The 23232-nt window shown below is 69.1% G+C and carries 22 protein-coding genes; 12 read left to right on the top strand and 10 right to left on the bottom strand.

Annotated features, from left to right (window positions below; all coding sequences use genetic code 11):
* The first annotated feature begins 52 nt into the window (after positions 1-52).
* The gene (locus tag E3T49_RS14980) at positions 53-1081 is read left to right on the top strand and encodes a 6-phosphofructokinase (protein ID WP_134425698.1); all 1029 of its coding nucleotides are present in this window, start codon (positions 53-55) and stop codon (positions 1079-1081) included.
* A 103-nt stretch (positions 1082-1184) separates the two neighbouring features.
* On the opposite strand, the gene E3T49_RS14975 is transcribed toward E3T49_RS14980, so the two are convergent.
* Positions 1185-1439 (bottom strand): mycoredoxin, encoded by a 255-nt coding sequence (locus E3T49_RS14975; RefSeq protein ID WP_134425697.1) that lies wholly within the window; start codon positions 1437-1439, stop codon positions 1185-1187.
* 60 nt (positions 1440-1499) lie between these two features.
* Here E3T49_RS14975 and E3T49_RS14970 point away from each other — a divergent pair, with 60 nt between their 5' ends.
* The 3 genes from E3T49_RS14970 to E3T49_RS14960 all read left to right on the top strand — a co-directional run bounded on the left by E3T49_RS14970 (position 1500) and on the right by E3T49_RS14960 (position 3579).
* Positions 1500-1973: an 8-oxo-dGTP diphosphatase gene (locus E3T49_RS14970; protein ID WP_134425696.1), complete on the top strand. Its 474-nt coding sequence runs from the start codon at positions 1500-1502 to the stop codon at positions 1971-1973.
* Between the two features lie 86 nt (positions 1974-2059).
* Entirely contained in the window at positions 2060-3250 is a 1191-nt protein-coding gene (locus E3T49_RS14965) for an inorganic phosphate transporter (RefSeq protein ID WP_134425774.1), read from the top strand.
* Positions 3247-3579: a peptidase gene (locus tag E3T49_RS14960; protein ID WP_134425695.1), complete on the top strand. Its 333-nt coding sequence runs from the start codon at positions 3247-3249 to the stop codon at positions 3577-3579. The genes E3T49_RS14965 and E3T49_RS14960 overlap by 4 nt, the downstream gene beginning before the upstream one ends.
* Before the next feature lie 245 nt (positions 3580-3824).
* Here the strand turns inward: E3T49_RS14960 and E3T49_RS14955 are convergent, their stop codons facing one another.
* Entirely contained in the window at positions 3825-5105 is a 1281-nt protein-coding gene (locus E3T49_RS14955; RefSeq protein WP_134425694.1) for a uracil-xanthine permease family protein, read from the bottom strand.
* A 60-nt stretch (positions 5106-5165) separates the two neighbouring features.
* Between E3T49_RS14955 and E3T49_RS14950 the strand changes: the two genes are divergently transcribed.
* The 3 genes from E3T49_RS14950 (at position 5166) to E3T49_RS14940 (ending at position 8857) form a co-directional block, all read left to right on the top strand.
* Entirely contained in the window at positions 5166-6776 is a 1611-nt protein-coding gene (locus tag E3T49_RS14950) for a carboxylesterase/lipase family protein (protein WP_134425693.1), read from the top strand.
* Positions 6777-7004: 228 nt separating this feature from the next.
* The gene (locus E3T49_RS14945; RefSeq protein ID WP_166785576.1) at positions 7005-8399 is read left to right on the top strand and encodes an NCS2 family permease; all 1395 of its coding nucleotides are present in this window, start codon (positions 7005-7007) and stop codon (positions 8397-8399) included.
* Positions 8400-8551: 152 nt separating this feature from the next.
* Complete coding sequence (locus E3T49_RS14940) at positions 8552-8857, top strand: hypothetical protein (RefSeq protein WP_241972853.1); 306 nt, start codon at positions 8552-8554, stop codon at positions 8855-8857.
* 25 nt (positions 8858-8882) lie between these two features.
* Here E3T49_RS14940 and E3T49_RS14935 read toward each other — a convergent pair whose 3' ends face one another.
* The 5 genes from E3T49_RS14935 to E3T49_RS14915 form a co-directional block, all read right to left on the bottom strand.
* Complete coding sequence (locus E3T49_RS14935) at positions 8883-9632, bottom strand: FadR/GntR family transcriptional regulator (RefSeq protein ID WP_241972852.1); 750 nt, start codon at positions 9630-9632, stop codon at positions 8883-8885.
* A gap of 64 nt (positions 9633-9696) precedes the next feature.
* Positions 9697-10488, bottom strand: a complete 792-nt coding sequence (locus E3T49_RS14930; RefSeq protein ID WP_166785575.1) for a 3-oxoacyl-ACP reductase — start codon at positions 10486-10488, stop codon at positions 9697-9699.
* A 52-nt stretch (positions 10489-10540) separates the two neighbouring features.
* Positions 10541-11902 carry an aldehyde dehydrogenase family protein gene (locus E3T49_RS14925; RefSeq protein ID WP_134425690.1) on the bottom strand — a complete coding sequence of 454 codons (1362 nt, stop codon included), beginning with the start codon at positions 11900-11902 and terminating at the stop codon, positions 10541-10543.
* Positions 11899-12699, bottom strand: coding sequence for a gamma-glutamyl-gamma-aminobutyrate hydrolase family protein (locus tag E3T49_RS14920; RefSeq protein ID WP_241972851.1), 801 nt, complete (start codon positions 12697-12699; stop codon positions 11899-11901). Before E3T49_RS14920 ends, E3T49_RS14925 begins: the two co-directional genes overlap by 4 nt.
* On the bottom strand, positions 12686-14053 hold the full coding sequence (locus E3T49_RS14915; RefSeq protein WP_134425688.1) for a glutamine synthetase family protein: 1368 nt from the start codon (positions 14051-14053) through the stop codon (positions 12686-12688). Before E3T49_RS14915 ends, E3T49_RS14920 begins: the two co-directional genes overlap by 14 nt.
* Before the next feature lie 219 nt (positions 14054-14272).
* Between E3T49_RS14915 and E3T49_RS14910 the strand changes: the two genes are divergently transcribed.
* On the top strand, positions 14273-15820 hold the full coding sequence (locus tag E3T49_RS14910) for an amino acid permease (RefSeq protein WP_134425687.1): 1548 nt from the start codon (positions 14273-14275) through the stop codon (positions 15818-15820).
* 84 nt (positions 15821-15904) lie between these two features.
* Here the strand turns inward: E3T49_RS14910 and E3T49_RS14905 are convergent, their stop codons facing one another.
* The 3 genes from E3T49_RS14905 to E3T49_RS14895 form a co-directional block, all read right to left on the bottom strand.
* A complete protein-coding gene (locus tag E3T49_RS14905) occupies positions 15905-16678 on the bottom strand; it encodes a glycosyltransferase family A protein (protein WP_134425686.1) in 774 nt (257 codons plus the stop codon).
* Positions 16679-16740: 62 nt separating this feature from the next.
* A complete protein-coding gene (locus E3T49_RS14900; protein ID WP_241972850.1) occupies positions 16741-17616 on the bottom strand; it encodes a fumarylacetoacetate hydrolase family protein in 876 nt (291 codons plus the stop codon).
* 9 nt (positions 17617-17625) lie between these two features.
* Entirely contained in the window at positions 17626-19269 is a 1644-nt protein-coding gene (locus tag E3T49_RS14895) for a DNA-3-methyladenine glycosylase 2 family protein (protein WP_134425770.1), read from the bottom strand.
* 155 nt (positions 19270-19424) lie between these two features.
* On the opposite strand from E3T49_RS14895, the gene E3T49_RS14890 reads away from it, so the two are divergent.
* The 4 genes from E3T49_RS14890 to E3T49_RS14875 all read left to right on the top strand — a co-directional run bounded on the left by E3T49_RS14890 (position 19425) and on the right by E3T49_RS14875 (position 23178).
* Positions 19425-20816, top strand: coding sequence for an FAD-binding oxidoreductase (locus tag E3T49_RS14890; protein ID WP_134425685.1), 1392 nt, complete (start codon positions 19425-19427; stop codon positions 20814-20816).
* Positions 20817-20838: 22 nt separating this feature from the next.
* Positions 20839-22059 (top strand): PrsW family intramembrane metalloprotease, encoded by a 1221-nt coding sequence (locus E3T49_RS14885; protein ID WP_134425684.1) that lies wholly within the window; start codon positions 20839-20841, stop codon positions 22057-22059.
* A gap of 180 nt (positions 22060-22239) precedes the next feature.
* Complete coding sequence (locus E3T49_RS14880; RefSeq protein WP_198414267.1) at positions 22240-22611, top strand: FKBP-type peptidyl-prolyl cis-trans isomerase; 372 nt, start codon at positions 22240-22242, stop codon at positions 22609-22611.
* A gap of 147 nt (positions 22612-22758) precedes the next feature.
* Entirely contained in the window at positions 22759-23178 is a 420-nt protein-coding gene (locus tag E3T49_RS14875; RefSeq protein WP_134425683.1) for a hypothetical protein, read from the top strand.
* Positions 23179-23232 lie beyond the last annotated feature (54 nt).

Below are 23232 nucleotides of genomic sequence, written 5' to 3'. Positions count from 1 at the left end.
GCGGCGGTGTGGGCGCCAATTACATTAATTGCGCAACAAGGAGCAACGACAAATGAAAATTGGTATCCTCACCAGCGGCGGAGACTGCCCCGGACTGAACGCTGTTATTCGCGGCTCCGTCCTTAAAGGCATCCGCGTCCTCGATGCCGAATTCGTCGGCATTCGCAACGGCTGGAAAGGCCTGGTCGAGGGCGACTTCATGACACTGGACCGGCACAGCGTGCGCGGTCTTTCCCGTCAGGGTGGAACCATCCTCGGCAGCTCCCGAACGAACCCGTTCGAGGGCGAAAACGGCGGCCCCATTAACATTCAGAAGACGATGGACGCGGAAGGAATCGACGCGATCATCGCGATCGGCGGCGAGGGCACCCTCACCGCGGCACGCCGTCTGACGGATGCCGGCCTGCAGATCGTCGGCGTTCCCAAGACCATCGACAACGACCTCGAGGCCACCGACTACTCGTTCGGCTTCAACACCGCCGTCGAGATCGCCACCGAGGCCATCGACCGTCTGCGCACCACCGCCGAGTCGCACGGCCGCTGCATGATCGTCGAGGTCATGGGTCGCCACGTGGGCTGGATCGCCCTGCACTCCGGCATGGCCGGCGGCGCCCACGCCATCCTGATCCCCGAGCAGCCGCAGACCATTGAGCAGATCTGCGAGTGGGTCATGCACGTTCGCGACCGTGGCCGCGCGCCGGTGATCGTCGTCTCCGAGGGCTTCAAGCTCGCCGGGATGGACGAGGCGCTCTCCACCAAGGGCCTCGACGCGTTCAACCGCCCCCGCCTCGGCGGCATCAGCGAAATGATCGCCCCGATGATCGAGGAGCGCACGGGCATCGAAACCCGCGCCACCGTCCTCGGCCACACCCAGCGCGGCGGATCCCCGTCGGCTTACGACCGGGTGCTCGCCACCCGCCTCGGCATGGCAGCCGTCGACGCCGTCTACGCCGGCCAGTGGGGCTCCATGGTCTCCCTGCGCGGCACCGACATGGAAATCGTCAGCATCGCCGACGCGACCATCGGTCTCAAGACCGTGACGCAGGCGCGCTACGACGAGGCTGCGGTGCTGTTCGGCTAAGCCCGCACGCGACCCAGAGGGGTCCCGGTCCGATTCCGCCGCTCGGCGAACCAGACCGGGACCCCTCTGTTCGTTTCTGTTCGTTCGGATGTTCGGGTGCGGCTCAGGCGAGCTTGGCCTGAACCTGGGCCAGCGACGGGTTCGTGGCACTCGAGCCGTCCGGATACAGGATGGTCGGAACCGTACGATTGCCGTTGTTCAGGCTCATCACGAGTTCCGAGGTTCCCTCGACCTCTTCCACGTTGACCTCGGTGTAGGCGATGCCTGCTTTGACCAACTGGGTCTTCAGGCGCGTGCAGTAGCCGCACCAGGTCGTCGTGAACATGGTGATGGTTCCGGATTCAGGCACAAAGTTCATGTGCGCAGCCTAACAAGTCCCACTGACGGAGTGCCGGTTCACCGTCGCTACCATGGAGGAATGTCGCTTCCCCAGGTCTGCGTGTGTTATCTCACCCGCCGTTCCCCGTCGGGGGAGCTGCAGGTTCTTCTCGGCCGTAAGAAGAAGGGCCTGGGTCTCGGCAACATCGTCGGGCTGGGCGGCAAGCTCGAGCCGGGGGAGAGCGCTGAGCAGGCGATGGTGCGCGAAATCGAGGAGGAGTCCGGCCTGGTCGTGGCGGCATCCGCGCTCACGCCGCTGGGGCTGCTGACCTACCTGTTCCCGCATCGGGAGGCGTGGAGCCAGGAGTCGAGCGTGTTCGTCGCAACCGAATGGACGGGTACGCCGCGCGAGTCCGACGAACTGAACCCGGTCTGGTTCGACGTGGCCGCGTTGCCGGTCGACGAGATGTGGGACGACGCCCGCCACTGGCTGCCGGGCGTGCTGGCCGGCGTGCCGGTGCGCGCCACCTTCACGTTCGGCGAGGACCTCGCCACGGTGGTCGACCGGCTCTGAATTGACCTGCCTGCCCGGGAGTGTCAGGCTTGACTCTTTGCAGCTTGAGATAATCCCGGCTGTCGCACACCCAGAGGATGACAACGGTGGATTTCACCCTGATCGTGGCGCTCGTGATCGCGCTCGCACTGATTTTTGACTTCACCAACGGTTTCCAGGACACCGCGAACGCGATGGCCACGCCCATCGCGACCGGCGCCATGCGCCCGAAGGTCGCGGTCGGACTCGCCGCCATCCTGAACCTGGTCGGGGCCTTCCTCTCCACCGAGGTGGCCAGGACCATTTCCGGCGGCATCATCAAGGAGGGTGGATCGGGAGTGCAGATCACCCCCGAGATCATCTTCGCCGGGCTGATCGGCGCCATCGTCTGGAACCTGATCACCTGGCTGCGCGGTCTGCCGTCCAGCTCGAGCCACGCCCTGTTCGGCGGGCTCATCGGCGCCACGGTGATCGGCGTGGGCTCGCAAGCCGTCGCTTACGACGTCGTGCTGGCCAAGGTCATCCTGCCCGCGCTGATCGCCCCCCTCACGGTGGGCATCGTGGCCTTCCTCGCCACCAAGCTCGCCTACTCCATCACCCGCCGCGACGCCGGCAAAGCGGATGGCCGCGGCGGCTTCCGCTACGCGCAGATCTTCTCGTCATCGCTGGTCGCCCTCGCGCACGGCACCAACGATGCCCAGAAGACCATGGGCGTGATCACCCTCACCCTGATCGCCAGCGGGATGCAGGACGTCGGCACGGGCCCGCAGCTGTGGGTCATCACCACCTGCGCCCTCGCGATCGCGATCGGCACCTACACCGGCGGCTGGCGCATCATCCTCACCATGGGTCGTGGACTCACCGCGATCAAGCCGGCCCAGGGCTTCGCGGCGGAGACCAGCACCGCGGCCACCATCCTCGCGTCCAGCCACCTCGGTTTCGCGTTGTCCACCACGCAGGTCGCATCCAGTTCGGTGATCGGCTCCGGCCTCGGCCGACGCGGTTCGACCGTGCGCTGGGGGATGGCCGGCCAGATCGCCCTCGGCTGGGTGCTCACCCTGCCGGCGTCCGCCATCATGGGTGCCTTCGCGGCCGGACTGGCCCTGATCGGCCCGATCGGCATCGTGCTCGACCTGGTGGCCGGCTCCCTGGTCGTTGCGCTCTTGTTCCGCAGGTCCCTCGCGACCCGGGTCACGCACGACAACCTGCATGACATCGACGATGCCGGACGGGTCGTGAAAATCAGGAAGACCCCCCGCAAAGCGTCCCACTCGGATCGAAAGAAGATCGCGCTGTGATCGATTGGTCTGCATACCTCGTCGTCGCGTTCGCGTCGCTCCTGTCCTCCGCGATCGTGGTCAGCCTGTATTCGCTCGGGCTGCGACTACTCACCACCGCCGGCCGCGTTCCCGTGGTCGAGCCGGCCGAGTTCACCGGGGCCATCACCGTGCTGACCCCCAAACGTGCGGCCAAGGAAGCCAAGCGTGCGCGCAAAGCGGCGTCCGCCAGCCCGCTGAGTCCCCAGCAGAAGCAGATCGCCTTGATGGGCGCGTACGCGTGCTTCGTGCTCTGCAGCGCGGCCGTGCTCTACGGCGTCTACCTGATCGTGCCGGCTCTGCACCGCTGACCGGCGCTGCGCCGTCCGCACCGTTCCGGTCGTGCGCCGACTCGGCGGTGCGCCGGGGCTGCGCCGGGGCGCGGGTGGCACGCCGTGCGTACAGCGGCGCAGCACGCGCGCAACGCTGAGCACGGGGTGGAGGGGTGAACCTCGGCAGCCGTCGGGCCTGCTAGCGTGCCCGTTCCGGTCGAGAGTGCCCGTTACGCCGGTCACTGTCGACCGGAACGGGCACTCTCGGTGGCTGTCCGCGGCGGCTACCGCGCGGTGCCGCGCACCCGGGCCACCCACGTCATCAGGTGGTAGATCACGATGGCGGCGACCGTGCCCAGCGCGATGCCGTTGAAGCTGAGGGTGCCGGCGGAGAAGGTGTAGTCGGCTATGCCGATGATCAGCGCGGTGGCCGCCGTGAACTGGTTCACCGGCTTGCTGAAGTCGACCTTGTTGTCGAGCCAGATCTTGACCCCGATGATGCCGATCAGGCCGTACAGGGCCGTTGTGACGCCGCCGAGCACGCCGGCCGGGATGGTGTTGATGACCGCGCCGATCTTGGGGGAGAGCCCGAGCAGCACCGCGGTGATGCCGGCGACCCAGTAGGCGGCCGTGGAGTAGATGCGGGTGGCGGCCATGACACCGATGTTCTCGCCGTAGGTGGTGGTGCCCGATCCGCCGCTGAAGCCGGCGAGCATGGTGGCCAGGCCGTCGGCCATCAGGGCGCGACCCGTGAAGCGGTTCACCTTCGCATCCGTCATCTGGGCGACGCCCTTGATGTGGCCCACGTTCTCGGCCACCAGCACCAGCACGACCGGCAGGAAGGCCGGCAGCACGCCGAAGGCGGCGGACGGATCCGCGAACGGGTTCATCGCGGCGGTGAACGGGGGCAGGCCGATCCAGGCTGCTTCGCCAACACCGCTGAAATCGACCTCGCCGGCCACGACGGCAGCCACGTAACCGACGATCACACCGATGAAGATCGACAGCCGGCCGAGGATGCCGCGGAACAGCACGGTGGAAAGGACCACGGCGAGAAGGGTGATGATCGCGGTGAGCGGAGCCTCCGTGAAGTTCGACTTCGCGACGGGCGCCAGGTTGAACCCGATCAGGGCGACGATGGCCCCGGAAACCACGGGAGGCATCAGGGCGTCGATCCAGCCGGTGCCGGTGAGCTGGACGATCAGGCCGATCAGGGCCAGGAGCAGACCGACGACGATGATGCCGAACAGGGCGCTGCCCATACCGGCCGTGGCGGTCGCGGCGGTGATCGGCGCGATGAAGGCGAACGAGGAGCCCAGGTAGCTGGGCAGTCTGTTCTGGGTGATGAGCAGGAACAGCAAAGTGCCGATACCGGAGAAGAGCAGCGTCGTGCTGGGCGGGAAGCCGGTGATCAGCGGCACCAGGAACGTGGCGCCGAACATGGCGACGACATGCTGGGTGCCGATCCCGATGGTCAGCGGCCAGTTGAGGCGCTCGCCGGGACCGACGACATCCGTGGCTCCGACCGTTTTTCCGTCACCGTGCAGGGTCCAGGGCAGTGCCATGTGATTCTCGTTTCCGTGTCGTACGTATTCCCGATGGTAGTGAACAATTAGGCTCGGACGGTGAAACCATCCGTTCAGCCTGCCCACACAGAACCCCTCTCGGTGCAGATTGAGACCGGTTCGCTGCGTGGGATCCGGGTACGCGGGGTGCGTGCGTGGCGGGGAATCCCGTACGCGTTGGCGCCGGTGGGTGACCTTCGATTCCGGGCCCCCCAGCCGGCCGAGCCCTGGTCGGGCGAGCGCGACGCGCGCGACTTCGGCCTGGTCGCCCCGCAGAGCCACCGCGGCCAGTTCATCGGAGCGAAGCCCACGATCCCGCAGGGCGAGGACTGCCTCAACCTCAACGTGATCGCTCCCGACGAACCGGTCGACCCCCGGATGCTGCGGCCCGTCATGGTCTTCATCCACGGCGGCGCCTACAGCGTCGGGTCCTCGCGGGAGGTGCCCCGGCAGGGGGAGGGGCTCGTGCGGCGCGGCGGCATCGTCTACGTCAGCTTCAACTACCGGCTGGGGGCGCTCGGCTACCTCGACTTCAGTCGCTACTCCACCGCGGAGCGGCCGATCGAGAGCAACCTGGGGCTGCGCGACCAGGTGGCGGCGCTCGCATGGGTGCGGCGCAACATCCGGGCGTTCGGCGGCGACCCGGACGCCGTCACCGTGTTCGGTGAATCCGCCGGCGCCAACGCCGTGACCACCCTGATGACCGTGCCGGCCGCGGCCGGCCTGTTCCAGCGCGCGATCGCGCAGAGCGCCCCGCCGAACGCCGTCTACGCGCCCGAGGTGACCGCGGAGTGGGCGGCGCATTTCGTGCGGCTCCTGGCCAAACGCACACGACAGGCCGACCTGCCCGCCGCCGGCCGGACCGTCGGCCCGACCCCTACCGGTCCGGCCCCGGCGCACGCGGTGACGGATGCCGCGGCTCTGCTCTGTCAGGCCGACCCGGCCCGGCTGGCGGAGGCCACCGGCGACCTCACCCGACGTGCGCCGGACCGCTACCCGGGAACCATCCCGCTCTCACCAGTGATCGACGGCGTTTTCCTGCCCGAACGCCCCCTTGACGCCTTCCGCGACGGACGCGCCCACCGGATTCCCCTGATCATCGGCACGAACGCCCGGGAGGGCTCGCTGTTCAGCGGGCGCATCGACATCCTCGCCACGACGCCCCGACGCATCCGTGCCGTCTTCGCGAACACCACGAAGAAGGCCCGCTCGCGGCTGAACGCGCAGTACCCCGGCATCCCCGCCCTGCGGCCGGCACTCGATTTCGGCGGTGACTTCTCGTTCTGGTATCCGAGTGTGCGCGTGGGCGAACGGCACTCCCGGTATGCGCCTGTACGGTTCTACCGATTCGACGCTGCGCCGCGCCTGGTGCGCCTGATGGGGCTCGACGCCACCCACGGCCTCGAGCTGTTCCCGCTGTTCGACCGGCTCGACGGCTGGTTCGGCCGCGGCATGACCGTGCTCGGCGGGCGCCGCGACCTGCAGCGGATCGGCGCCCGCATGCAGGGTTGGTGGCTCGGTTTCGCAACCACCGGGGTTCCGGATGACGCGTGGCCGCTCTACGACGAGGCCGAACGACTGACCCTGGTCATCGACGCCGTCGACACCGTGGAAGCCGACCCGCACCGTGAGCGGCGACGGGCCTGGGACGCCTTCGTGCCGCATATCTGACCCGCATGCGCCGGCTCCGCCGACCGTCCGACACTCCCGGCGTTCTCGGCGCGTTCTCCGGGGCCGTAAACTGGACAACTGAGAATTAGCTGAGTCGGACACCAGGAGCACCCCATTTCTGAAACAGAGACCCACACGTCATCCACGCCTGCCCCGAAGCCGGACACCCCGGTCGGCACGCCCAACCCCGGGCTCAAGGCCCGCATCGACCGTTACTTCGAAATCACGATGCGCGGTTCGACCTACGGCCGTGAGATCCGCGGCGGCCTGGTGACGTTCGTCACGATGGCCTACATCGTCATCCTCAACCCGCTCATCCTCGGCGGTTTCAGCGCCGACCAGGCGGCGGTCGACGTGGTCGGCGGCTGGCTGCCGAACGGTCAGGTCGCTGCTGTCACCGCTCTCACCGCCGGCGTCATGACGATCCTGTTCGGCGCCATCGCCCGGCTGCCGTTCGGTTTCGCCGCCGGTCTCGGGATCAACTCATTCCTGGCCGTGAGCGTCGTCGGCCAGGTGACCTGGCCTGAGGCCATGGGGCTCGTCGTCATCAACGGGCTCATCATCGTGCTGCTGGCCTCGACCGGCATGCGGGAGCTCATCTTCAACGCCGTGCCACGTCAGTTGAAGATCGCCATCACGGTCGGCATCGGCCTGTTCATCGCCTTCATCGGCCTGGTCGACTCCGGATTCGTGCGCTCGAGCGGTGTGGCGTCGCCGCCCGTGCAGCTGGGCGAGAACGGCTCCGTCGTGAGCCTGCCGACGGCCGTGTTCGTGCTCGGCCTGATCATCCTCGGCATCCTGGTCGCCCGCAAGGTGAAGGCAGCGCTGCTGATCGGAATCGTCGCCACCACGCTGATCGCCGTTGTCCTCGAAGCCATCTTCAAAGTGGGGCCGTCGTTCGGGCAGAACCCAGACGGCTGGAACCTGAACGCCCCGGTGCTGCCGACCTCCATCGTCTCGCTGCCCGACCTGAGCCTCGTCGGCCAGGTCTCCTTCGGCGCCTTCGACCGGATCGGCGTGCTGGCGGCCTCGATGCTCGTGTTCACGCTCGTGTTCACGAACTTCTTCGACGCCATGGGCACCATGACCGGCCTGGCCAATGAGGCCGGCGTCGCCAACGAGAAGGGTAATTTCCCCCGGTTGAAGTCGGCCCTGATCGTGGAGGGAGTGGGAGCCGTCGTCGGCGGAGCCAGCTCCGCCTCCTCGAACACGGTCTTCATCGAGTCCGGCGCCGGTATCGGCGAGGGTGCGCGCACCGGGCTGGCCAACATCGTCACCGGCCTCCTCTTCCTCGCCGCCATGTTCTTCACCCCGCTCACCCAGATCGTGCCGCTCGAGGTGGCTGCTGCCGCCCTCGTCATCGTCGGGGCCATGATGGTGTCCCAGATCCGGTTCATCGACTTCTCCGAGTTCTCCATCGTGCTCCCGGTGTTCCTCACGATCATCGTGATGCCGCTGACCTACTCCATCGCCAACGGCATCGGCGCGGGCTTCATCGCCTGGGTGCTGGTGCGCTCGTTCTCCGGCAAGGCCCGCGAGATCAGCCCGCTGCTCTGGGCGGTCGCGGTCGGCTTCCTGGTCTTCTTCGTGCGCGGCCCGATCGAGGTCTGGTTCGGCGCGTAACCCGGTCGGCCGGGACGCACCCTGCGGCGCTCGTGTTCCCCCCGGTTCGATTCGGGGGCTAACCCCATGGGCGCCGGCACGGATGCTCCGTAGTGTCGGTGGGAGAGTGGCATCCGCTGCTCCCCACCGAACCATCGAACGGAGAACCACCCATGTCACGCATCGCTCCCGACCAGGCGCCGGCCTACACCGCCGAACCCCTCCCCGCGGCGAGCAGCCCCCTGGCCGTGTCCAGCCTCGTGCTCGGCCTCGTGTCGATCCTCGCCGGCTGGACCTTCCTCGTGCCCATCGCGGGCCTCGTCGCCGGCATCCTCGCCCTCGGCCGGGAACCGCAGGCGCGCACCCTCGCGATCTGGGGCATCGTGCTCAACGCGGTGCTGCTGGCCGGCTCGCTGCTGCTGGTGCTGCTGGCACTGGCGCTCGGACTGCTGGCCCTGCCGTTCGCGTTCCTGATCTGACGTACGGCAGCCCAACGCTGCACTCCTACTCCAGGAAGCCCCGCAGCAGCAGGGCGGTGCCGGCCAGATGCTCGGCCATCGCCTGCGCGGCGGCATCGGGCCGGCCGGTCAGGATCGCGGTCACGATCTGCTCGTGCTGCCGGTCCGAGTGCGCGATGTTCGGGCCGAGCGACGGGATGCTGTCGAGCAGCTCGTTCACCCGCATCCGGACCTCGGCCAGCAGCGGCACCAGCGACGGGGCGCCGGCCAGCTCGCCGATCGTGAGATGCAGCCTCGAGTCCAGGCGGCGATAGTCCTCGCCGGTGGCGCCGATCGAATCGGCCAGGCTGTTCCACAGCACCTCGCGCTCGGCGGGGGACAGGGTGCGTGCGGCGGCGTGCCGGGCGGCGCCCTCCTCAAGGATCTCCCGCAGGGCGAGCGCATCCTCGATCTCGGCCACGGGGATGTCCCGGCGTGCCGCCAGGCCGCCCTCGGCGCCCGGGCCGGGGGTCTGCCGGGGGAGGGACTCGCTCACGAAAGTGCCGCCGTAGCGCCCGCGCCGGGAGACCAGGTAGCCGGCCTCGGCCAGGGACGCGATCGCATCCCGCAACGTGTCCCGGCTCACGGCGAGCATGGTCGAGAGTTCACGTTCGGCGGGAAGCCGCTCACCGGGTGCGATCAGGCCGAGACGAACGGTCTGCAACAGCCGCTGCACCGTCTCCTCGAAGGCGTTGCCGCTGTGCACGGGGCGCAGCAGCAGTCCGCTGTCGAGTCCGGGCTGTTCGTCGTCGGTCACTGTCCTGGTCCTGGCTTCTGGTCGGTCTCCCATCCCATCACGGTTTGCCTGCCCTCCCGGACCGCTACATCGGCGTCACGTAGGCCGAGCTGATGCCGCCGTCGACCAGGAACGTGGAGCCTGTGATGAATGACGAGTCGTCGCTGGCCAGGAAGGCCACCGCGGCCGCGAGCTCCTCGGGTTCCGCGAATCGCCCGACCGGGATGTGCACCAGGCGGCGGGCCGCGCGTTCCGGGTCTTTCGCGAACAGTTCCTGCAGCAGCGGGGTGTTCACCGGGCCGGGGCAGAGGGCGTTGACCCGGATGCCCTGGCGCGCGAATTGCACACCCAGCTCGCGGCTGAGCGCGAGCACTCCGCCCTTCGAGGCGGTGTACGAGATCTGGCTGGTGGCGGAGCCGAGCACGGCCACGAACGAGGCGGTGTTGATGATCGACCCTCGCCCCTGCTTCACCATGTAGCGCAGGGCGGACCGGCAGCACAGGTACACCGACTTCAGGTTGACGTCCTGCACCCGCTGCCAGGCAGGCAGCTCGGTCGTCTCGATCGAGTCGTCGTCGGGTGGGGAGATGCCGGCATTGTTGAATGCCACGTCAACGGCGCCGTAGGTGAGGTACGCGGTGTCGAAGAGTGCGTTGACCTCGTCCTCGTCGGTCACGTCCACCTTCACGAAGAGGCAGTCGAGCAGGTCGGCGGCCGCGAGCCCGGCTGTCTCGTCGAGGTCGCCGATCACGACCGTCGCTCCTTCCGCGGCGAACCGCTTCGCGGTGGCCAGGCCGATGCCGCTGGCGCCGCCGGTGATCACGGCGACGCGGCCCGCGAGCCGCTGGGTGAGGTCGATGGGGGTGAGGCTGCTCATGCTGACTCCTTGAATGAAATCGGGGATCGGGGGGGGTGACGGGGATGCGGGCTCAGTCGACGGCGATGAAGACGTTCTTGGTCTCGGTGAACGAGAGCGGGGCGTCCGGGCCCAGTTCCCGGCCGAGGCCCGACTGCTTGAATCCGCCGAACGGGGTGGAGTAGCGCACCGAGGAGTGCGAGTTGACCGACAGGTTCCCGGACTCCACGGCCCGGGCCACCCGGATCGCCCGGCCCACGTCCCGCGTCCAGATCGAGCCGGAGAGACCGTAGTCGGTGTCATTGGCGAGACTCACGGCATCCTCTTCCCCGTCGAAGGGCAGCACGGTGACGACGGGTCCGAAGATCTCGTCGGTGACCGAGCGGTCGGTACGGGAGTCCGGCGTGAGCACGGTCGGCGGGAACCAGAAGCCCGGGCCGGTCGGAGCGCTGCCGCGGAACGCGACGGGAGAGCCCTCCGGAACATAGGCCGAGACCGCAGCGTGGTGCGCGGCCGAGACGAGCGGCCCCATCTCGGTGCCCTCGTCGGCGGGATCGCCCACGCGCACGGCGGCGACGGCCGGTTCGAGCAGTTCCAGGAACCGGTCATAGACGCGTCGTTCCACCAGGATGCGGCTGCGGGCGCAGCAGTCCTGGCCGGCGTTCTCGAACACCCCGGACGGCGCCGCGGCGGCGGCCTTCTCCAGGTCGGAGTCGGCGAAGACGATGTTGGCGCTCTTGCCGCCGAGTTCCAGGGTGACCCGTTTGACCTGGGCGGCGCAGCCGGCCATGATCCGCTTGCCCACAGCGGTCGACCCGGTGAACACGACCTTCCGCACCTGGGGGTGGGTCACGAACCGTTCGCCGACCACCGAACCGCGGCCGGGCAGCACCTGGAACAAACCCTCCGGCAGGCCGGCCTCCCGGGCCAGTTCGCCCAGACGGATGCTGGAGAGCGGCGTCCATTCCGCCGGCTTCAGCAGCACGGCGTTGCCGGCCGCGAGGGCGGGGGCGAATCCCCAGGCCGCGATGGTCATCGGGAAGTTCCACGGGGTGATGATGCCGACCACACCCAACGGCTCCTGGAAGGTGAGGTCAAGCCCGCCGGACACCGGGATCTGGCGGCCGAACAGGCGCTCGGGGGCGGCGGAGTAGTAGGTGAGCACGTCGCGCACATGGCCGGCCTCCCAGCGGGCCTGGCTGATCGGATGCCCCGAGTTGGCCATTTCGATGCGGGCCAGGTTCTCCCGGTCCCCGTCCACGGCCTCCGCGAAGCGGCGCAGCACGGCGGCCTTGTCGGCGGGGGCCACCCGGGCCCAGAGCCGTTGCGCGGCCACCGCCCGCGCGACCGCCTCGTCGGTCGCATCCGTGTCGAGGTGTTCGACCACGGCTCCCGGTGTCTCGTCGGCCGGATTGATGACGGTGTAGCTGCTCACGGGTGGTCCCTTTCCTGGCGGTTCGACTGTTCCCGGTCGGTCCGGTAGCGGGCCGCCGCGTCGACGAGGCCCGCGAAGATGCGCAGGTCCTCGTGCTGCTCCGGATGCCACTGCACGGCCACCCCGAACGGAACGTCGGTGAGTTCCACGGCCTGCACCACTCCGTCCCCGGTGCGTGCGGTCACGGAGAGGCCGGCGCCGACCCGGTCGATGGACTGGTGGTGGTAGACGGGAACGGGCAGCGGCACATCGACGGCATCCAGCAGCCCGTGCAGCTTCGAGTGCGGTTCAACGTGCACGTCCACAATCGTGAACACGCCGTTGCCGGTCTGGTAGCCACCATGGCCGATGACGTCGGGCAGGTGCTGGTGCAGGGTGCCGCCCTGCGCGATGTTGAGCATCTGGGCGCCGCGGCAGATGCCGAGCAGCGGCAGCTCCCGGGCGATGGCCCGGTGGATCAGCTCGTGTTCCCACGCGTCACGGTCCGGCCGGGGCTCATCCGTGGCCACGTGCGCCGCCTGGCCGTAGCGGGCCGGGTCGACATCCTTGCCGCCGGTGATCACCAGCCCGTCAAGGCCGTCGAGCACCCGGTCGGCGATGGCCGCGTCCACGGGTTGCGGCGGCAGCAGCACAGCGATGCCGCCCGCCTGGATGACGGAGTCGAAGTAGACCTGAGGCAGGAAGGCGGCGGGCACGTCCCAGACACCGGTCCGGGACTGCTCCAGATAGGTGGTCAGGCCGATGATGGGGCGAGATGAGCGGGGTTCAGAGACGTTCCCGGGATCAGAGGCGTTCAAAACCGCGCACCCGCTCCCAGTCGGTGACCGCCGCGTCGTAGGCCTCCAGCTCGATCCGGGCGTTGTTGAGATAGTGGTCGACGACCTCATCGCCGAACGCCTCCCGGGCGACCACCGAGGTTGCGAACAGGGCGGCGGCCTCCCGCAGTGAGGCCGGCACGCGTTCCGCGTCGCTCTCGTAGGCGTTTCCGACGAAGACGTCGTCCAGTTCGAGTTCGTTCTCGATGCCGTAGAGGCCGGCCGCGATGAGGGCGGCCACGGCCAGGTACTGGTTCACGTCGCCGCCCGGAACCCGGTTCTCCACCCGCAGGCCGAGGCCGGCACCGACCACGCGCAGGGCACAGGTGCGGTTGTCGATTCCCCAGGCGATGGCGGTCGGTGCGAAGCTGCCGCTGACGTAGCGCTTGTACGAGTTGATGTTCGGTGCTGAGAAGAGGGTCAGCTCACGCATCACCGCGAGCTGACCGGCGAGGAAGTGGCGGAACAACGGAGACATGCCGTAATCGGCATCCTTCTCGGCGAAGACGGCGGACCCGTCGGTGCCGCGCAGGCTGATGTGGATGTGGCAGCTGTTGCCCTCCCGCTCGTTGAACTTGGCCATGAAGGTCAGGCTCTTGCCGTGGGCGTCCGCGATCTCCTTGGCCCCGTTCTTGTAGATCGAGTGGTTGTCGCAGGTGGCCAGGGCGTCGGTGTACCGGAACGCGATCTCCTGCTGGCCCAGGTTGCATTCGCCTTTGACGCCCTCGCAGTACATGCCGGCGCCGTCCATGGCGTTGCGGATGTCCCGCAGCAACGGCTCCATCCGGGTGGAGCCGAGCAGGGCGTAGTCGATGTTGTAGTCGCTGGCCGGGGTCAGGTCGCGGTAACCCTTCTTCCAGGCCTCGCGGTAACCGTCGTCGAAGACGATGAACTCCAGCTCGGTGCCCACGTAGGGAACGAGCCCGCGATCCGCCAGGCGCGCCAGCTGCGCCTTCAGGATCTGGCGCGGGGACGCCACGACCGGGGTCTTGTCGAGCCACTGCAGGTCGGCCGTGACGAGGGCGGCACCGGGCAGCCACGGCGCCCGGCGCAACGTGCCGAGGTCGGGGATCATGGCCATGTCGCCGTAGCCGCGCCGCCAGCTCGACATCTCATAGCCGTCCACCGTGTTCATCTCCACGTCGACCGCGAGCAGGTAGTTGCAGCATTCCGCGCCGTGGCTCGCCACGTCTTCCAGGAAGAGCCGCGCCGAGACCCGCTTGCCCACCAGCCGCCCCTGCATGTCGGTGAAGGCAACGACGATCGTGTCGATTTCACCGACCCGCACCAGTGCCGTGAGGTCTTCGAGCGTGAGATTTCCGGAACTGAGTGTCATCAACTTCTCCTCATCGAGGCGGTCAAATCGAGAACTTCCGACCATTAGACCACACATCGCGCACGCGGCCACGGCCAATTTATCCGTACGATCCCGCCGGAAACGGGACCATAAAGGTATGTACACACCACCATTGGAGCCCTATAGTCATGCCAAGAAAACTCACGGCGTTGCCGCTCGTCTGCCGAGGCGCGCAACCAGAGCGCAAAGGAAACCAGGATGTCCAAAGACACCTTGAACGTCTCGGGCGTGACCTACACGACGGCTGAGGCAGGCTACTTCGAGAAACGCAAGCTCAAGCGCACCGCCGGCATCTGGGGATTGTGGGGCCTGGCTGTCGCCGCGGTCATCTCCGGAGACTTCTCGGGCTGGAACTTCGGCATCGACTTCGCCGGCTTCGGCGGGATGCTGATCGCCTTCGCCCTGTTGATCGTCATGTACTACGGCATGATCTTCGCGATCGGTGAGATGGCGTCGGCGATGCCGCACACGGGCGGGGCCTACTCCTTCGCCCGGGCGGCACTCGGGCCGTGGGGCGGCTTCGTCACCGGGCTGGCCGAGACCATCGAATATGTCGCGACCACCGCCGTGATCGTGTACTTCTCGGCGTCCTACGCCGACGGCATCACGAGTGAGTTGCTCGGAGTGTCGTTGCCTGCCTGGGCGTGGTGGGCCATCCTCTACGCCGTGTTCATCGGCCTGAACGCGGCCGGCGCCGCGATCTCGTTCCGGTTCGCGATCGTGGTCTCGATCGTCTCCATCGGCATCCTGCTGGTGTTCTCCGTGATGGCGGCCTTCTCCGGCCTGTTCAGCGTCGACAACCTGTTCGATATCGCCCCGGAGGCCGGCCAGTCCGAATTCCTGCCGTTCGGTGTGGTGCCGATCCTGTTCGCGCTGCCCTACGCCATGTGGTTCTTCCTCGGCATCGAGGAGCTCCCGCTGGCCGCGGAGGAGGCGCACGACCCGGTGCGGGACATCCCGCGAGCTGGTCTCATCGCCCGTTCGACCCTCATCGTCACCGGCATCCTCGTGCTGGTGCTCAACACCGGAATCGTCGGGGCGTCGAACATCGCCACCGCCGGGGAGCCTCTGCTCGACGGCTTCCGGGCGATGGTCGGCGACGAGGCCGCCGCCGTGCTCGCCCTGTTCGCCCTGGTCGGACTGCTGGCCTCCCTGCAGGGAATCATGTTCGCCTACGGACGCAACATGTACTCCCTCTCGCGGGCCGGCTACTACCCGAAGTTCCTCTCCCTGACCGGCCGCCGCCAGACCCCCGCCGTGGCGCTGCTCGTGGGGGCCCTGATCGGCTTCGTGGCCCTGATCCTCGTCGACGCGCTCGGCGGCACCGGCGGCGTCGCCGGGGCGATCGTGCTGAACATCGCCGTCTGGGGGGCCGTGATCGCCTACATCCTGCAGATGATCTCGTTCGTCGTGCTGCGCAAGAAGTACCCGAACGCGAACCGGCCGTACCGCAGCCCGTGGGGTGTTCCCGGGGCCGTGATCGCCGGCATCCTCTCCCTGGCCATCTTCTTCGGGTTCTTCATCAATGAGCCGGCCCGCCCGGCGATCGCGGCGGTGGCCGTGGTCTACGTGGTCATGCTGCTGATCTTCGCGCTCTACGGGCGCAAGCGCCTCGTGCTCTCTCCGGAGGAGGAGTACGCGGTGTCCGGCGGCCTGCACGGCGACCCGCAGAAGGAAGGGTACGGCGGCACAGTGGAGGAGCAACTACTGGCTCTCGACGGCCGGGACGACTCGACCGCGCCGTAACCCGGGGTGATGGTCGCTCGGCGACCCGGGCACCCCGGGTGCTCCCGCCGCGGCAGATCGCCGGGCTGACCAGACGGGGAACGGTCAGCGGCCGACCCGGGGGCGCTGGACCCGGTTGAGCCCCGCCCGGTGCAGCCGCATCGCGGACCGGGTTGCGTGCCGGCGCCACGGGTTGTCCGCCGGCCAGTCCTGCAGGAACGTGCGGCCGCCCCATCGTGCCCGGCGGGCGAAGCCGCTCCAGGTGTCGAAGGGGCGGCCGGAGATGGCGACCCGCAGCGTGGGGTCGTACCGCACCTTCACCATCGGACTCAGGTTCAGGCTCAGGTCGAGGTCGTCGTGGATGTCGTCACGGTCGCGGTGGACCCGCAGGCGGGCCTCCAGCCAGACCGCCCGGCGCATGGCGAAATTCGAGCCGAAAACCGGGCGGTGGCCCAGCCAGAACAGCGTCCAGAAGAAGTAGCCGCCGATATAGAAGGTGCCGCCCAGCCAGGCCACGAGCGGGCTGCAATCGTAGAAATCACCGGGTCCGGTGACCAGATCCGTCCGGGGGGAGTCCACCAGGGCAGACTCGATCCGTGCCAGCCAGTCAGCCGGCGGCACGGAGTCGGCGTCGAGCCGGGCGATCACGTCACCCGTTGCCGCGTCGTAGCCGGCCGCCGCCGCCGGCCAGATGCCCCGCTGCGGCAGACGCACGACCCGGGCGCCGGCGGAGAGTGCGATCTCCGCCGAGGCATCCGTGCTCGCATTGTCGACGACGATCACCTCGTCGGGCGAGCGGTCCTGCAGAGCCAGAGCCTCGAGGCACTTCTCCAGGAAAACCGCGTCGTTGTAGCAGGGGATCACAACGGATATCGTCATCCGGCCTGCCTTCCTTCGCGTGGGAGCGCAGCTGTCGTGCTGTTCGGACATTGTGCGCCCGGTCAGATCGCGCGGCAGTGCGTGGTCAGGAATCCGATCTTGTCGATCGTGATCGTCACGGTCGAGCCGTCGCGCAGGAAGACCGGCGGCTTGCGGCTGTAGCCGGCGCCACCCGGGCTGCCGGTGGAGATCAGCGTGCCCGGCAGCAGGGTGGCGGTGCTGGAGAGGTAGGAGATGATCTCGGCGACCGAGCGCACCATGTCACCGCTCGAGGCATCCTGCAGGACGCGGCCGTCGACGTGGGTGGTGAGCCACAGGTCCTGCGGGTCGGCGATCTGGTCGGCCGTGATGACGACCGGCCCGGTGGGAGTGAAGCCGTCGAATGACTTGCACCGTGACCACTGCGCTTCGGAGAACTGCAGGTCGCGCGCCGTGATGTCGTTGACGACCGTGTAGCCGAAGACGTGATCGAGTGCGTCCGCCACCGACACGTGGTGGGCGGCCGTGCCGATGATCACGCCGAGTTCGGCCTCGTAGTCGACCTGGCCGGTCAGATCGGTCGGCCACGTGATCGTGGCTTCATGCCCGGTGAGGGAGTTGGGCCAGAGCGAGAACACGGTCGCGGCCGTCTCGACGCGCAGTTTCAGCTCGGAGGAGTGGGCGGCGTAGTTCGCGCCGATCGCGATGATCTGCGGCGGGCGCAGCACGGCGGACGAGTAGCGCAGTTCGCTGAGCGGGGTGAGGGTGGCTCCCTGCGCTGCGGCGTTCTGGCTCAGGGCACGCACCCGGTCGTACTCGTCGGAGCCCTTTTCGATCAGGTCCTGCAGGTCGCGGGGGGCCTCGTCCATGATCTCGTCGAGGAACAGGGCAGCCTCGTCGAAAACGGCGGCGAGACGCGGAGTGGATTGACCTTCAACTCTGAGGTGGGCGAATTTCACCTCTTCAGGCTAGCTGGCCGGGGAGAGGTCCCGGTTCGCGGCGCTCGTCGTGGCGCCCGTCGTGGCGCCCGCCGCGCGCCACAGGTGCATGCCGGCATAGCTGCGCCACGGTGCCCAGGCGGCCCCGTGACGGGCGAGGTGGCGGGCATCCGCGGGCAGGCCGAGCCGCCCGGCCCCCTGCCGCAGGGCCAGGTCGCTGGTCAGCAGGATGTCCGGGGTCCCCAGCACGCGCAGGGCCACGTAGCCGGCCGTCCACGGCCCGATCCCGGCCAGAGCCATCAGCCGGCTCTCGAGGTCTTCCCGGCTCTGACCGAACGAGAGCACCAGGTCCCCCGTGCGGAGCGCCTCCGCCACCCGGATGATCGCGTCGACCCGGCTGGCCGGGCCGCGCAGCACGGTGCGTCCCTCGGCCGCGATCCGCTCGGCGGTCGGGAACAACCGGGTGAGAGGTGCGGAGTGCCCGGCCTGGGCGCTGCCGGCGGTGTGCGCGTCACGGTCGGCTGCGCTGTCGGCCGCGCTGTCGGCCGAATCCGCGCCGGGGAGCGGCTCGCCGAGCGCCTCGGCCAGCCGGGTCAGCACCGTGCGGGCGGCGGCCACGGACACCTGCTGGCCGATCAGTGCGCGAAACAGCGTTTCCTCCGGGTCGAGGCTGCCGGGCACGCGCATCCCGGGCGTGGCCGCGACCCCGGCCGCGAGGTGCGGGTCCCCGGACAGCGCCCGGTCGATCGCCTGCGAATCCGCGTCCAGGTCCAGGAGCCGGCGCACCCGGCTGACGAGCGGGGCCAGGTCGGCGAGGCTGGTCAGACGGGCACGGCAGGTGACGCCCGGTGCGGACGGCGGCCCCGTCAGGGTCAGCTCCACCGTCGCGGGGCCGGCCGGCAGGCGCAGCGTGCGCGCGTAGCGGGCATCCGTCGCCTGCTCCACCCCGGCGAGCGCCCGTGCGGCCAAAAAGCGCAGCACCCCCACCCCGTCGAACGGAGCCCGGGCCACCAGCTGCAAACTGATCCCCGTCCCGCCCCCCGTCCCGCCCCCGCCGTCCACCACCTCGCGAGAGCGCACTATCTGCCCCTTCGGGGACGCTGAGGGGGCAGATAGTGCGCTCTCGCAGCCGGGGGGCTTCGCGGGGGAATAGGCGCGGCGCAACTCGGTCGGGGTGCGCTCGTAGACGGCGGCGATGGTGTCGTTGAACTGGCGCACGCTGCCGAACCCGGCGGCGAAGGCCACGTCGGTGATCGGGACATCCGTGCCGACCAACAGCATCCGGGCGGTCTGCGCGCGGTGCGCCCGGGCGAGTGCGAGCGGCCCGGCGCCGAGTTCGGAGACGAGCACCCGGGTGAGGTGGCGCTCGCTGTAGCCGAGGCGACGGGCGAGCCCGGGTACGCCCTCCCGTTCGACCAGGCCGTCTCCGATCAGCCGCATGGCCCGGGCCGCCAGGTCGTCACGGATGTCCCATTCCGGCGACCCGGGGACGGCGTCGGGCAGGCAGCGTTTGCAAGCCCGCAGGCCGGCCTCGTGCGCGGCCGCGCTGGTCAGGTAGAACGACACATTCGACGGCTTCGGCGTGGCGGCCGGGCAGCTGGGCCGGCAGTAGATCCCGGTGGAGTGCACGCCCGTGATGAACTGCCCGTCGAAGCGGGAGTCCCGGGAGGACATGGCACGGTACCGTTCGGCGAAGGCCGGGTCGGGCACGGCGGGGCGGGTGCTGGTCACCGGTCCAGCCTGACACCGTCGACGGACGCGCACCAGCGGGAATCGGCCACGGCCGACCCTCGGCGCGGTGCCGGTGTCGCTGCCGGTACTGTGGGCCCATGACCGCACTGGAGCGCCTACAGGCCGAGCTCGGCACCCACGTCAGCGTCGATCCGGCTGAGCTCGCCGCCACGCGCACCGACAAGTCGGGATGGGTGGCCCCGGGGATGCCGCTCGCGATCGTGCACGCGGCATCCGCCCGGCACGTGCAGGCCACGCTGCGCATCGCAGCCGAAGACCGCATCCCGGTGATCACCCGCGGTGCGGGTACGGGTTTGGCCGGGGGAGCGTGCGGCACGAACGGAAGCATCGTGCTGAGCCTCGCGCGAATGAACCGGATCGTCCTGATCCGGCCGGAGGACGAGTTGGCCGTGGTCGAACCGGGCGTGCTGAACGGCGACCTCAACGCCGCCCTCGCCGCCCACGGACTGTGGTTCGCGCCCGACCCGGCGAGCCGGGCGATCTCCACGGTGGGCGGCAACATCGCCACGAACGCGGGCGGGTTGCTCTGCGCCAAATACGGCGTGACCCGGGAGGCGGTGCTGGCGCTCACGGTGGTGCTCGCCGACGGCAGCCTGCTGAAGACCGGGCGAGCCACCGTCAAGGGCGTCACGGGCTACGACCTGACCGCCCTGCTGACCGGCTCGGAGGGCACTCTCGGCGTGATCGTCGAGGCCACCGTGCGGGCACGGGCCGTGCCCGCGGGCGAGACCGTCACGATCGGCGCCGTGTTCCCCGACGTGGCGCAGGCGGCCGCGGCATCCGCTCTCGTCACGGCGGCCCGGCTTCGCCCGGCCGTGATGGAACTGATCGATCCGGTGGCCCTGGCCCTGATCGTGGCCTACCTCGGCCCCGAGCTCACGGACGGAGTCCCGACGGGAGGTGCGTTCCTGCTGGTGCAGACGGATGGCCCGGCGAGCCAGGCCGAGGCGCAGCAGGCCGTGGCCGTGCTGCGCGGTGCGGGCGGGGAGGTGCGCGTGTCCAGTGATGCCGCATCCGCCGATCGTCTGTTGGCGGTGCGCCGGGCAGCGCACCCGGCGCTCGCCGCCCACGGCGAGGTTCTGATCGAGGATGTCTGCGTGCCCAGATCCCGGCTCGCCGACATGTTCGGGCGGATCGCCGAGATCAGCGCCCGCACGGGCATCCCGATCCCCACCGTGGCTCATGCCGGCGACGGTAACCTGCACCCCAACTTCGTGATTCCCGTCGACCCGCACCGGGGCAACGCGGAGCCGGTCGTGCCCGAGGCGGTGTGGGCCGCGGCCGGTGAGCTCTTCCGTGCCGCCCTCGAACTGGGTGGCACCCTCACGGGCGAGCACGGGGTCGGGCAGCTGAAGCGCCGCTGGCTGGCCGAGGAGCTCGGCGACCAGAGCTTTGCACTGCAACGCCAGATCAAGGCCGTATTCGACCCGCTCGGGATCCTCAACCCCGGCACGATGTTCGAGGTCTGAGCGCGCCGATAGTCTGGTGGGCATGACCCACGAGCCTCCTGCGGCGCACTCCGCCGCCCCGCACGAGCATCCGGCCGGCCCCGCGCCGGCGGCCGTGCAGCCGGCCGCCCAGCCGGTGCGTCCGGTCTGGACCGCCCCGGTGCGCCGCACCCGTCCCGGCCTCGTCGCGCTGGCGATCGTCGGCATCGTCATCGCGGCGGCCGCGCTGTTCCTGGTCTTCGTGTACCTGGCCACCTTCCTGGGTGCCGGCACGCTGCTGGTCGGCCTGATTCTGGCGCTCATCCCGCTGCTGGGCATCCTGCTCGCGGTGCGTTGGATCGACCGCTGGGAACCGGAACCGCGACCGGCCCTCTGGTTCGCCTTCCTCTGGGGTGCCGGGGTGTCCGTCGTGACCGCCCTGCTTTTCGACCTGGGCGTGCAACTGGCCCGGGCCGGCACCGGGATCAGCGAAACGGATGGCGGTTTCGCCGCGGCCGTCGTTCAGGCGCCCCTCGTCGAGGAGGCAGCCAAGGGCGCCGGGGTGCTGCTGATCTTCTGGGTGTTCCGTCACCGTTTCGACGGGCCCGTCGACGGAGTCGTCTACGCCGCGACAATCGCCGCCGGATTTGCCTTCTCCGAGAACATCCAGTACTTCGGGGTGGCGATGATCGAGGGCGGCGCCGCGAACCTGGGCTTCACGTTCCTGGTGCGCGGTGTGCTGTCCCCGTTCGCGCACGTCATGTTCACCGCCTGCATCGGGATCGCCTGCGGACTGGCGTCCCGGATGCGCCCGGCGGCGGCCGTCGGAACGATCGTGCTGGGGTTCGTCTCGGCGATGTTCCTGCACTTCGTATGGAACGGCGCCTTCTACCTCGTGGCCGGCGAGTCGCTCGTGGTCTACTACCTGGTCGTGCAGGTGCCCCTGTTCCTGGCCGCGATCGCCGTCGTGATCGTGCTCCGACGCCAGGAGGAACGCGTCACCTCGCTCCGGCTCCGGGAGTACGCGGCGGCAGGCTGGTTCAGCCTCGCCGAGGTGGGCATGCTGGCCACCCGCGGCGGCCGTCGGCAGGCCCGTGCCTGGGCAGCCCGGCAGCCACCGGCCCGCAAACAGGCGATGCGTGATTTCATCCAGAATTCCACCCGCCTCGCCTTCGCCCGGCAACGGATGCTGAACGGAACCTTCGTCAACGTCGACCGGGCCGACGAGTCCGAGCTGCTGGGCCTGATCCAGCGGGATCGGGCCGGTGTGATCGGGCCGGTGTGATCGGGCCGGTGTGATCGGGCCGGTGTGAGGGCAAAAGGACTCGCCGCCCCGGTGGTGTGGCACTGCCGACAACTCTCCCGGTGCAGCGAGTTCTACTGACATGGTGCGCCTTGTACAGGCGTTCGCGCAAGGGGGAATTCTCGACGTGCGTGCGGGCGCCGAATCCGATTGGATAGGGGGATGACTGATCTGAATACCAAGCCCGAACTCGACGCTCCCGAGGGCCCGGCCCCCGTGGAACTGACCATTACCGACATCGTGGTGGGCGAGGGAGCCGAGGCAACCCCCGGCGCCACCGTCAACGTGCACTACCTGGGTGTCGAATACGACACCGGCGACGAGTTCGACTCCTCCTGGAGCCGCGGCCAGTCGATCAACTTCCCGCTTGGCCAGCTCATCGCCGGCTGGCAGCAGGGTATCCCCGGAATGAAGGTCGGCGGACGTCGCAAGCTCGTCGTCCCGCCGCACCTGGCCTACGGTCCCGCCGGCGGAGGACACCGTCTCTCCGGCCAGACCCTGATCTTCGTGATCGACCTGCTCGGCACCCGCTAGGCCTCACGCTGATGCACGCACGTGCGAATCGTCCCGAATCGTGGTCGATTCGCGCGTGCGTTATTCGGGGCGACTGCGCGCATCCGCTGCTGACAGCGCCCCGGGAACATCGTTCTCCACAAAACGCTACTGGGCGGAGTCGGCCTCATGATCTCAATCGATAGTGCTCGGGCCCTGGCCGACGCCGGGCTGCGCTGGCGGCCCCTGTCCGGAGACGCCTTTCGAATCGAACGCACCGGTTTCGAGAGCGATGTGTTCACGGTCAGTGACATGACGATCGAGCCGCACGAGTTCGACACGGGCACCATCCTCGGCTTCAACGGCACGACCGAGTGGGCTCTGGACTCCCTGGCCCTCGAGGATGCGCTGTGGCTTCCCCGCGAGGACCAGCTGCGCGACCTGCTGAGCACCAGCTTCCGCTCCCTGGCCCGTCTGGGCGAGGACCGCTACCGGGTCACGGTCGACCTGGCCGGCTCACCGGAAGCGTTCGACGCCGCTGACCCCGCGGATGCCTACGCAGACGCCCTCCTGCGCCTGCTCAGCCTCACCGCCGACTCTCCGGCCTGACCGGCCCCGGTGCGCCGCGGCGCACCCTGTGGAAGCCGGCGCACGTTCTACCGT

This window comes from Cryobacterium cryoconiti, assembly GCF_004403065.1.
Classification (GTDB): Bacteria; Actinomycetota; Actinomycetes; order Actinomycetales; family Microbacteriaceae; genus Cryobacterium; species Cryobacterium cryoconiti.
Note: the sequence above shows the minus strand (reverse complement) of the source record. Positions and strands in the feature narration are given on the sequence as shown.